Raw genomic sequence first — 11,203 nt, 5'->3', positions numbered from 1 at the left:
GGCAACTTCCGGAGGGTTCCTGGCATGTGGCGCATGATGGTCCTGGCCATGCTGGCCGCCTTGCCCGCGCAAGCCCAGTTGCGCGCTGGCGTCGCCGCGGTAAGCATTACCCCGCTCGAAGAAGGCATCCCCACGCAGTTGGGCGGCTATGGCGCGCGGAATGGGGAGCCCGCGAAGGGCGTCCTCGATACCCTGTACGGGAAAGCCCTCGTTTTCGAATTCAACGGTCAGAAATCGGCCGTGGTGACCGTGGACACGTGCAGCGTGCCCATCTGCGTCGTGGAGGAGGCCGTCGCCAAGGCCTCCGTCGGCGGTTTGACTTCTGACCGCGCGCTTATCGCCGCAAGCCACAGTCACACGGGCCTCGAAGGCTTTGCGCTGGACCGCCGCAACATCGCGAACAACCCGCACATCGGCATCTTCTCGGAAGAGATGCTCGGGTTTGTCACGGACCGGCTCGCGAAGGCCCTGCGCGAGGCCGATGGGGCCTTGCAGCCCGTAACCGCCGCCGCCGGGACCGTCGACCTGCCCAACAGGAACCGTAACCGCCGCGGGGACGATTGCGTCGACCCGGGGCTGACGGTCCTGCGGTTGGACAAGGCCGACGGCTCGCCATACGCCGTTCTGGTGAATTTTACCGCGCACGGCACGTTTGTCGATGAGACGGACATGCTCGTCTCCGGCGAATGGGCCGGCCAGATGCAGCGCACCGTCGAGGCGATGATGGACGGGGTCACGTGCCTGTACACGAACGGCGCGGAGGGCGACCAGGCGCCGAGTGGCCGCCACGGCGGCAGCCACTACGAACACGCACAGAACTACGGGCTGCGTGTGGGCATCGCGGCGGCGCGGCTGGCCGAAACCCTGAAGTCCGCGCCGGTCGAGACGTTCGCCCTGCAAACACAATGGGTCGCTTTGCCCGAGCGGAAAGGCGCGCCAGATTTCATCAAGATCGCGGGCGACGAGTACCACGTCACGCAGGAAGAGCTCGACCTGCTGCTCACGATCATGTTTCCGGAGAAAGCGCCCCTTGGCGCGCTGCGCGTGAATGACTTCCAGATGATCACGTTCCCAGGCGAACCCATTTGCCTGATTGGCTCGGCGGTCAAGGATGAAATGCGCAATGCGGGAATCGCGTACCCCTGCGTCACCTCGCTGACCAACGACGGCATCGGCTACATCCTCACGCCCGACGAGTACAACCAGAGCGGCTACGAAGTGACCGCCTCCTTCTACGGCGACAGCCTCGGCCCGCTGCTCCAGGAAAAGGCCACGGAACTGGCCAAGGCAGTTGCGACGCAAAAATGACTTTGCGGAGCGGTTGCTTCAGGCGTTGGCCCCGGCCTCATTCCACCACGAATCCCGTCCCTATGAACGGCAACACCACGAGCAGCAAGAACAACAGGAACGCAACGCAGGGAGCAAGGGCTTTTTTCGATGGTCTGCTGATGACATCCGCGAGCCACAACGCGCCGTAGGCCACATTCACGGTCAACGTGATTCGGTGGGGCGGCCAAATCAAGCCGTGCATCCGCAATTCCAGGATGGCGTAGTGCTCCGACGTGACATACCAATAGAATCCGAGAAAGATTGCCGCGAGGATCAGCACCCACTGAGAACGCCTTCTACGCAGGCACCGGGCTATCCCGCCCCGATAGGGGCGGTAAAGGCAGTCGTCGGGCAGGTCCGAGCTAAAACACAGCGCCGTTCCAAATACGGCAAAGCCCATGACCAGACCGCAGAAGCTGCCGTGGAACAGACATCCCTGAACCGCCAAGGAGAACCACGTGTGTGGGCCGCAATATTGAGGATGCGGTTGCTCGAATGCTTTACTGAGGAATAGCGTGGCAAAGCCGAACCAGAAGCAGAGAAGACTGTAAATAAGTGCGAAGCATGCCGCGCGTCCCACCCGCGCCAACAACCGCCTGTCCCACCCCGGTTTCTCGTCCGCCATGCCCGTCTCCCCCGCCCGTTCGGGCGCATCGTCTTGCGTGCTGATGATATATCAGCCTGCATGCTTATACTGCAACCGTCTGCCCCGCGCCGGTGCGGGTCCAGCTGGCGATGATTCCGCGACGGCAACGCCGCGCCCGGACGCCCGGGAAATACCCTCTTGACCGCGCCGTGCGGACGCGGTATTTTCCCATTCTGTGATTCCACGCGCGACCATGGGAGGGCATGCGATGATCGACGCCGCGAGTACCGCAACCCCGCTAATCTCCGTCAGGAATCTCGTCAAGAGCTACGACGGCGCGCCCGTGCTGCGGGACATCAGCTTCTCGATCGAAGAAGGGGACCTGGTCTCGATCATCGGGCCATCGGGTTGCGGCAAATCCACGCTCCTGCGCTGCCTGAACTGCCTGGAAATCCTCGATTCCGGCACGGTTTCGATTGCGGGCGTGACGCTGGCGCGCGCCGGCAAATCCGCGCGGCCGGACCAGAACTTCTACGCGCGCGCGCACGCCCTGCGCGCGGAAGTGGGCATGGTGCTGCAGTCGCTGAACCTGTTTCCGCACAAGACGGTGCGCGAGAACATCATGCTCGCGCCGATGGTGGTGAAGAAAGAGCCGCGCGACGCGGCGGAGGCGAACGCGCTGCGCCTGCTCGACAAGGTGGGCCTGCTCACCTACAAGGACCGGTACCCGGGCCAGTTGTCCGGCGGGCAGCAGCAGCGGGCCGCCATCGCGCGCGCGCTGGCCATGGCGCCGAAGGTAATGCTGTACGACGAGCCGACGTCGTCGCTGGACCCGGAACTGGTCAACGAGGTGCTGGAGGTAATGCGCGAACTGGACCGCGAAGGCATGACGCAGCTCATCGTCACGCACGAGATGCGTTTCGCGCGCGACGCCTCCGATTACATCATCTTCATGGAACACGGAGAGATCGTGGAAATCTCCGATGAAGACGAGATCTTCCTTGCTCCGAAAGACGACCGCACGCGCCGCTTCCTCCGCAAGCATATGGAGTCCTGAGCCATGCTGAGCCACCCCTCAAACGGAGTTCCTTGCCGCCTGTTTCTGGCGTCCGCTTTCATCCTAGCGGTCTCGGCCGTTTCGGCCGAGGGCGTCCTGCGCTACGGCGCCGACCTCGAGGGTGGAGTGCCGTACGTGTTCAAAGAGTCCGACAATTCGGACAACCTGATCGGGTTCGAGGTCGAGATTATCGAGGCGCTGGCCAAGCGCATGGGCATGACGGCCGAGCACGTGCAGAACGACTGGGACAAGCTCATCCCCGGCCTGCAGCGCGACCTGTACGACATCGCCATCCAAGGACAGGAAATCACGCCGGAGCACGAGGAGGCCGTTGCCTTTACCGTGCCCTACTACATTACCTATCTCCAGCTCGCGGTGCCCCGAAATTCATTCATCATCAACTCCCTGCAAGACTGCAAGGGCCACGCCGTGGGCACGCTGAAGGAATCCCTGGCGTACTACATGCTCGAGGACCTCGGTGACGTCGATATCCGCGCGTACGCTACGGAGGTGAACGGATACGACGACCTGGCCATCGGGCGAATCGACGCGACGCTGTTCGACGGGCCGGTCGCGCTGTACTACGGCGGGCCGCGCCCCGACCTGAAGTTCGTCGGCCCCGAAATCGGCCGCATCGTGTACGGGTTCGCCATCGCCCGGAAGAACGCCGCGCTCTTGGAAGACATCAACGCGGGGCTCATGGAAATGCGCGAGAACGGCGAATTGCGCGCCATTCTCGACCGCTGGAATCTCTGGAACAAGGCCGTAGCCGACGAGTTCGGCGACTACAGCCCGAGCACAACCGAGCCTGCGGTCTATAACGAGTGGGTGGCGAAACAGAATCCGGATTCGCCGCTCAAGGAACGCCTGCTTCGTTATGTCCGGTTTCTCCCGATCTTCGGGCGCGCGGCGATCACGACGATGGAGATCTCGGTTCTGGCCATGCTGCTCGCTATCTTCTTCGGGTTCTTTCTCGCCGTGCTGCGCGTGTACGCGCCGCGGCCCCTGGGCATTCTCGCGACGTTGTACATCGAGATCGTGCGTGGCACGCCCGTGCTCATCCAGCTCTTCTTCATCTTCTACGGCCTGCCCGCGCTCGGCATCCGGTTCTCACCCTTCATCGCCGGCGTCGTCGGGCTCGGACTGAACTACGCCGCCTACGAGGCCGAAAACTACCGCGCGGGCCTGATGTCCGTGCCGCGCACGCAGATGGAGGCCGCGCTCGCGCTGGCGATGACCCGGTGGCAGGCGATCCGGCACGTGATTGCGCCCCAGGCGGTCCGCGTGGCGCTGCCGCCGGTGACCAACGATTTCATCTCGCTGCTCAAGGATTCGTCGCTCGTTTCCGTAATTACCATGGTCGAACTGACAAAGGTCTACGGCCAACTGGCCACGACTTACTACGACTATTTCGGCACGGGCATTCTGGTGGCGGTCATCTACCTGCTGCTCGGCCTGCCGTTTGTCCGGCTCGCGCGATGGACCGAAAAACGCCTGGCCGTCGAAAGCCGTCCCCTGCCCGGCCGCGCACATTGACGCGCGGCCCGGGCGTCCCGTGGATGAGCAGAACAGGGGCAGGATGCCCACGCCACAGGACCAGAGCATGAGCCTTGCTTTCGCGGGACAAGCTTCATGCCCCGCGGCGCGCCGCGCCACGCAGGGCGCAAATCCCCGCCCCTGCGAGGAACGCCACGGCGGCGCAAATCCCCAGGAAACCCAGGACCGGCAGGCCGGTTTGAACAATCAGGACCGTTGCCGGCGAAAGCGCCGTTTCCGTGTCGTCAGAGACCTCGCAGCAGTAGCTGCCGCCGTCGCCGGGCTCCAGCGCCTCAAGGAGATAGACCGGTTCCGTAGCGGCCGGGATTGGGACGAGCGCCTTCGAGCCCCCGTCTTCCTTATACCATTGATAGGCGGGCTCGCCGAACAGGCCGGAGACGCTGGCCTCGAATGTGTGCGAATCTTGTTCCCCCGCGTAAGCGGGATTGGGCCCGGCGATGGTCACCGCAAGCGGTTCCGTATCCAACGCAATCGTGTCGGCAATCGTGACGATTGAGACGTTGCCCGCGGCATCCCGGTACCGCGCCTCGACGGTCTTGTAGCCCTGTCCGCTTTCGAGGGTCCATGCGCGAGACGGCGAGTATGCGCCCCACGCGGACCAGACCCCGCCCGCGTTGCGGCACGACACATGCGCCACGCCGGAACCGGCCCCGTCGTCGGCGCTCAGGTCGAGGCTGACCGCGACAGTCCGCGTGAGCACCGCGTCGCCGTTGATGACGAGCGCGCCGGCGGGCGGGGTCGCGTCATAGAACCGGACGAATTGGGCCGCAGCGGTGCTCGGGTTGCCCGCGGCGTCGTGCGCGGCGCCCACCGGGATATCGGCGATCACAGCGCCTTCGCCCTCCGGGATCAGATTGAAGCTGTAGTTCGCGCCCGCGCCGGCAAAGGCGACCAGGAGCGCGTTGGCCGTGATGACATCGCCCGCGTCGAAACCGAGCACCGGCTCGCTGAATTGCACCGTCACGGGGATGAGCGCCGCGTTCGTCGCGTTGGGAGAAGCGGACGTCATGGCGACGGCGGGGCGCGAGTCGTCGAGATACACGGACACACTGATCGTAGCGGTTGTGGCGGCCAGACTGTTCCCGCCTGCCGCCAGCAGCATGCACAGCAGCGCGATCATCGACGCTATGTGCCGTCCACGTCTCATGGTGCGGTCTTCGGTTCCTCCCGCGTCTCAATCTGTACGCGCACAAACCCGGCGCGGCCTTCCTGCGGTTGGATCAGCAACAACTCTTCCCACTTCCCGCCGGCCGGCGCTGTGTCCGCTGGCAGGTTCAGCGACACCGGCACAATGGCAGACCCTCCTGGTGCAATCTGCACCGTTTGTTCGCAGCGCAGCCAGTCCGCCGCCGGTATCCTCTCGAATCCATGCGTCAAGTACGTCTTCTGCTCGATTTGGGCGTCGTCGAACAGCCGAGAGACAGCGTAGGTCCGGGACACGGAGCCGTTGTTGTAGAGCATAACCGTCGCTGCCGCCGCCGCGCCCGGCACGGCATTTTCGAAGCGAACGATGCTCGGCGCGACGCCCAACGGCCCGTCCGGTTTCGCGGCGGCGTCCGCCTTGCTCTTCGTCTCGATTTGCGCGCGCACGTCCGCCGCCAGCGCGATGCCACCCCGCCCGGGTTTGCCGTCGATGCCCAGCGTCACGACCCAGTGCTGATTATAGTAACGTTCCTCATCGGGCACTTGCAGGAAGAGGTGGGCGTACTCTTTGCCCTGCGGCTCGACGGTGACCTCGGCCTGGTCGAACCAGCACCACGACGGATCGGGGATCTCCGCGTAGCCCATTTCCCACGAGCCACGGTCCGAAGGGCGATGCACGGACAGCACCCACGTCCGCGCCGCGTCATCGTCGTTGTAAATCGTCAAGCGCAGGCCCGTCTCGGCGCAGATGTCATACAAGGCGCCCGGCGTGACATTGTGCACGATGAAGCGTGCGGGCGCGACCTTCAGGCTCGCCGCCTCGGTCGAGAGCGGCGCAAGCAAGAGGCACACGCACCACGCGGCTGTCCGACTGCTCCGTGTCATATCACGAGCACTCCAACCGGCATTTTGAGACACCGTTCCGGCGCGCGTTACGGCGCACTGGCTTTCAAGGTAACCACGCAACTCTGGTCCACGCCGCCGCCCTTCGTGTCGCTGACCGGCGCGGAGTAGGTCAGGTCAAACCCCTTGCTGCCGTACGCGGCCACGCTGGCTTCGAGCGTCTGGTATGCGGTCGTCAGCGTGATCGCCGGCGACGTCACCGCGACCACAAAGCGGTCCGCGCCGGGCGTCGCGCCTATGGTCCAGCCACCGGCGCCATTCGAGCCCATGATCTCGAGCTTGGTCGCGCTGTTGCCGACCGTCGCCGTAAACGACTGCGGCCCGTTCGTGCCACTCAGCGCGATCGCGCCGATATTCCAAGTATTCGGCGACACGGACACTGAGATGACCGCCTCGAGCGATACGGTCACGGTGATCGTGTCCGTATCGGCGGCCCAGACCTGGCCGCAAACACCCAGCAGGCACGCGGCCGCCGCCATCATCACACTTGCCCTTCTCATGTTTGTTTCCTCCTTATCAAGCAACTGCTTGTAGTTCCTCGTTTCACCGGCCACTCCATTGCGGGCAGCAAGCTGCCCGCCCGCAAGCATCCGCATTTCTCATGGCGCGTACACCGATGCTTTCAGCGTTATCGTGAAGTCTTGCGCCATGCCCGCGCCGAGGCTGTCGCTGCTCGGGCTGCTGTAGCGCAAGCCCAGGGTCTCGGTTGCCGAAACCGCTACGTTCGTAGCGAACGGCTGTTCGCTGGTGGACAGGACCGTTTCATAACTGCCGTTGTCGCCCCGGTCCGCCTCGACCTTGAACGCGTTCAGGCCCACGGCGGATTGAAGCGTCCAGCCGCCGCTCGCGTTCTCGCCCTCGATCGAGAAATTCTCGGCCACGTTGCCTGTGTTCTGGACCACGAAGGAGCCCGATTCCCCGGCGTAATTAAGCGGCTTTGGGCCGATGTTCCAGGTGTCCGGCGTGACCGTGATGCCCAGCGCGGCAATGACCAGCGTGCCCGTCACGGGCACGACCGCGCCGGAGTCCGGCCCCATGGGCGTACTGTTGCCGCCGTCCGCGCCGACGCGCGTCTCATCCACGTCGAACACATACGTTTCGTCGTGCTGCCCGAGCAAGACCGTGTTCAGGTAGATGTAGACCGTGTACTCGACGAACGCATTGTCGGAAACCGCGTCCAATTGCGCGGCGCTGTCGCCGTTGGGCGCTGCGCCGAAAACGATCTCCGTGTTCGAGATCGACGCGGCCAGCGCGACGCGCGCGGACGCGTCGCGCAGTTCGGCCCACGCGATGTCATTCGCCGCGTCGCCCGCGGTGCCCGAAATGCCGATGGCAACCCGGTCGATGAGCGTCGCGAGGCCGTCCGAACCATGATCGGTCACGCGGAACGTCAATACGCTCATCTTTTCAGGTTCCGTGTCGTTCCAACCCGGCAGGTCGCGGTCGGGTTGTGGGCTTGAATGCGCGTCGACGGTGCTCGGCGGCGGGAGCATGCCGGGCGTGAGCGTCATGAGCCGGAAATCGGGGAGCGAATCGTTGGTGTCGGTGTACGGATAGCGCCGCTGCAACGAAAAGCCCGTCGTAAGACCCGTATTGCTTGCGTAGGTCGCCGATTCCGAGATACCGGGCGCGACGCCGAAAGACGAGTTCGCCGTTAGCGTGGCCGCGCCGTAGACAAGCCCGTCGAGAACTTCGTTCAGAAACGTGATCTCATATCCATCGGTGATCACGAGCATCGCGTTGTCGGAATCGGTCAGGTCCGGGTCCACGCCGCCGGGGATTTCCATGTTGGGAATGGCCGTTCCGCCGAAGGAGAGTCCGGAATTGACCGTCTCGAACATCTGCGCGCCGCCCGCCGGGCCATAGGGGCCGGTCGCGTTGGCCGTGACCTCGTCCACGAACGCCTGCGTCGCGCCCGTGCCCACCACGACCACAACGAGGCCGCGCGGCGGGATCGAGTAGCCTTCGGGAAACCGGCACGCGCCTTCGGCCACGTCGTTCGTCGTTTCGTTATCCGTCAGCGCGAGATTGTTGAGCGCGCAGGCCGTAGTCGTCGAGAAATTGTAGATTTCGATGAATTCCAGGCCCGCCGGGTCGTCCGCGAGTTCCACAATCTTGACCGAAGACGCGAGGGTTGCGGGCGTGGGCGTGGATTGCGCCGCAATCACCGCGTCATGGGCATTCACGCGGCCATAACCGAGATTGTCGTTGCGCCCGGTCTGCCGGCCCGCGTAAGGATTGACCGCCGAATCGACCTTATTGCCTGTTTCGCGCAGGATATTGCGCACCTGCGTGGGCGACAACCCGGTGTTGGCCGCGCGTACGAGCGCCGCCACGCCCGACGCGAGGGGCGTCGCCGAGGACGTGCCCGAGAAACCGGTGTCGTCGCCGGCCCTGCAATAGTCCCCCGCTGTGCCGGAGTTCGTGTTGTAACCGTCCGTGCCGGTCCGGTCGGTGGTCTCAATGCCCAACTGCATGAACGTGCCGCCGCTCGGCGCGACGAAATCAAGCGGCGCGCCGACCTGGCTGTAATAGGAACGGAAGGCGTCCGAATTGAGTGCGCCGACGCAAACGACCTCGTCGTAATAAGCCGGGTACGCAACAGACGAAGGCGGCACACCGGAGATCAAATCGAAGTACGGATTCCCGTCCGCAAAGTACTGGACACCGTCAAACCCCGATTGGCTCGATGGCCGAATCACGAAAAGCAAGTTCCCTGCTGTGGCGTTATTGTGCGCCACCTGGAGGTACGTGCTCTGGCTGTGCGTGATCGTGCCCGCCTTGGCCACGTTGGGGCGCGTCGGGGACAGGTCGGCGGGCGAGGCGACTGTTGTCCAGTTCGCGTTGCCGCCTGTGGTCCAGCCACCGGGCAATGCGGGCGCGGTCACGCCGTCGAAGTTTTCCAAAACGCCGTCGGGAAACTGCACCAGGTCCAGCCAGGCGGTATCCTGGCCGGAACTGGTGTTGGCGTTCTTCTGGTACTGCCACCGGTGCGTGAACGAACCCGTGGGAAAGCCGCTCAATTGGTAAGCGCCCCAGCCGTAGCCGTTCCCGGCGGCCGCGAAGAGCAGCGCGCCGGCTTCGCGCGCGTCGCGAATGCCGGACCGGACGGTAGTGCTGCTGCCCCAGCTCCAACTGAAATTGATCACGTGCGCGAACGAACCCGCGTAACGGAACGCCGACGCGAGTTGGCTGTCCGTCGCGTAAGAAGAACCCGAAGCCATCTTCACCGGCAGTATTTTCGCCGCGTACGCCGCACCCGCCACGCCCGTGCCGTTGTTGCCCACCGCGACCGCCACGCCGGCCACGGCCGTGCCGTGGCTGTCTTCCGCATCCGCCGGATTCGGGTTGTTGTTGCCGCCGACGAAGTTCCAGCCGTTGATGTCATCAACATAGCCGTTGCCATCATCGTCGATTCCGGGCGACCCGCCCGATTCGGCGGTATTCACGAAAATATTGTTCTGCAGGTCGGGATGATTCGTTTGGACGCCGTCATCGACAATCGCGACCACAGTCGGATAGGGCGCGCTCAGTTGCGCCCAGGCGGACTCGGCATCCACGTCGTTGTCGTTCAGCGGCATTTTCCCGCTGATGTTCTGCCCCGTGCTTTCCAGATGCCATTCGTTGCCGAATAGCGGATCGTTGACAGCCTTGCGGCCCTCGACGATGAAATCCGGTTCCGCCCAGAGGACTTCCGGGTCCGCGCTGATCGCGTTCGCCACGTCCAGGGGCGACTGCACCTTGGGCTCCGTCAGCGCGACAATCCATTGGTTCTCCGCCGCCCACAGGGGATACAGCACCGCAACCCCGTGACGCGCGGCCACCCCCTGGATGTCCGCCCCGGGCATTGTACATACGACGAGTTCGTCCGTCGGCATGACGCGCCCCGGAATCGACAAGTCGTAAAGAACGGGATACGCGAAGCGCACCTCGGGCCGCGCCGCCAATTGCGCGCAGGCTTCCGCCGCGGTCCCGTCGAGTTCGAGCCGCGCGCGGCCTTGCCCCAGCGCGAATGCCGCCCTGGAAGGGACCGCCGAAACCGCCTGCGACGATGGCGCTCCGCCCGCATAGCCCACCACCACCTCATCGGCCACCTCAGTCAACTCAACGGGCTCGCCCCCCGGCCCCAAATAATGGTGGGCGCCTTTGAGCGCTCGCACGCCCGCCCTGTCCGAGAGAAGGCGCACCGGGCCGCCCTGCCCGCGCACAACCACTTCGTCCGGTTTGCCGAATTGCGCCTCGAACCAGAGCCCGCCCCCCTGCGCGGCCGCCTGCCCCGGCCCCAAAACCACCACCCCCAGGAACAAACAAGCGACGAAAAACCCCGGCAACGCGCGGAACGCGGCGCCGCGAGCTTGTGCCCGACGCCTGAGTCTCTTCTCCGATGCGTATTTCGCCAACTCGCGCGGTTCCTTGACGATACCGGGCTGTGGTCTTCACGCTGAACTGCAAGTGGAAATCAGGAAACGAATGCTACTGCCTTGGATCACGAGCCCGCAGCCCTATTGAACCCTATCCTGCCGCCTCGCCTCATCTCCTGGACAGGGGAATGCCCGGGCCGAGCCTGCCTCCTCGCGAACCAAACGCCATGATAGACCTTCCTCCGAATCCCGTCAATACACCTTGTC

At 64.4% G+C, this 11,203-nt stretch carries 8 protein-coding genes; 3 read left to right on the top strand and 5 right to left on the bottom strand.

Annotated elements, in window-relative coordinates; genetic code table 11:
• Positions 1-1,308 (top strand): neutral/alkaline non-lysosomal ceramidase N-terminal domain-containing protein (locus tag KA184_21045; protein MBP8132076.1); only part of this gene is annotated, 1,308 nt, incomplete at its 5' end.
• Positions 1,309-1,345: 37 nt separating this feature from the next.
• Here the strand turns inward: KA184_21045 and KA184_21040 are convergent.
• Complete coding sequence (locus tag KA184_21040; protein MBP8132075.1) at positions 1,346-1,954, bottom strand: hypothetical protein; 609 nt, start codon at positions 1,952-1,954, stop codon at positions 1,346-1,348.
• Positions 1,955-2,183: 229 nt separating this feature from the next.
• Here KA184_21040 and KA184_21035 point away from each other — a divergent pair, with 229 nt between their 5' ends.
• Positions 2,184-2,972, top strand: coding sequence for an amino acid ABC transporter ATP-binding protein (locus KA184_21035; GenBank protein ID MBP8132074.1), 789 nt, complete (start codon positions 2,184-2,186; stop codon positions 2,970-2,972).
• Positions 2,973-2,975: 3 nt separating this feature from the next.
• Complete coding sequence (locus tag KA184_21030) at positions 2,976-4,508, top strand: ABC transporter permease subunit (GenBank protein ID MBP8132073.1); 1,533 nt, start codon at positions 2,976-2,978, stop codon at positions 4,506-4,508.
• 94 nt (positions 4,509-4,602) lie between these two features.
• On the opposite strand, the gene KA184_21025 is transcribed toward KA184_21030, so the two are convergent.
• The 4 genes from KA184_21025 to KA184_21010 all read right to left on the bottom strand — a co-directional run bounded on the left by KA184_21025 (position 4,603) and on the right by KA184_21010 (position 10,975).
• The gene (locus KA184_21025; protein MBP8132072.1) at positions 4,603-5,676 is read right to left on the bottom strand and encodes a hypothetical protein; all 1,074 of its coding nucleotides are present in this window, start codon (positions 5,674-5,676) and stop codon (positions 4,603-4,605) included.
• Positions 5,673-6,557, bottom strand: a complete 885-nt coding sequence (locus KA184_21020) for a hypothetical protein (protein ID MBP8132071.1) — start codon at positions 6,555-6,557, stop codon at positions 5,673-5,675. Before KA184_21020 ends, KA184_21025 begins: the two co-directional genes overlap by 4 nt.
• 47 nt (positions 6,558-6,604) lie before the next feature.
• Positions 6,605-7,075 (bottom strand): hypothetical protein, encoded by a 471-nt coding sequence (locus KA184_21015; protein ID MBP8132070.1) that lies wholly within the window; start codon positions 7,073-7,075, stop codon positions 6,605-6,607.
• A 99-nt stretch (positions 7,076-7,174) separates the two neighbouring features.
• Positions 7,175-10,975 carry a S8 family serine peptidase gene (locus KA184_21010; protein ID MBP8132069.1) on the bottom strand — a complete coding sequence of 1,267 codons (3,801 nt, stop codon included), beginning with the start codon at positions 10,973-10,975 and terminating at the stop codon, positions 7,175-7,177.
• Positions 10,976-11,203 lie beyond the last annotated feature (228 nt).

The sequence above is a fragment of the Candidatus Hydrogenedentota bacterium genome (assembly GCA_018005585.1).
Taxonomy (GTDB): Bacteria; Hydrogenedentota; Hydrogenedentia; order Hydrogenedentales; family JAGMZX01; genus JAGMZX01.
This window is presented reverse-complemented; position numbering and strand designations above follow the sequence as displayed.

What these genes read in the sequence shown, in the direction of transcription:
- KA184_21040 (MBP8132075.1), bottom strand. Translation starts at nt 1,954, where the DNA reads ATGGCGGACGAGAAACCGGGGTGGGACAGGCGGTTGTTGGCGCGGGTG.
- KA184_21035 (MBP8132074.1), top strand. Translation starts at nt 2,184, where the DNA reads ATGATCGACGCCGCGAGTACCGCAACCCCGCTAATCTCCGTCAGGAAT.
- KA184_21030 (MBP8132073.1), top strand. Translation starts at nt 2,976, where the DNA reads ATGCTGAGCCACCCCTCAAACGGAGTTCCTTGCCGCCTGTTTCTGGCG.
- KA184_21025 (MBP8132072.1), bottom strand. Translation starts at nt 5,676, where the DNA reads ATGAGACGTGGACGGCACATAGCGTCGATGATCGCGCTGCTGTGCATG.
- KA184_21020 (MBP8132071.1), bottom strand. Translation starts at nt 6,557, where the DNA reads ATGACACGGAGCAGTCGGACAGCCGCGTGGTGCGTGTGCCTCTTGCTT.
- KA184_21015 (MBP8132070.1), bottom strand. Translation starts at nt 7,075, where the DNA reads ATGAGAAGGGCAAGTGTGATGATGGCGGCGGCCGCGTGCCTGCTGGGT.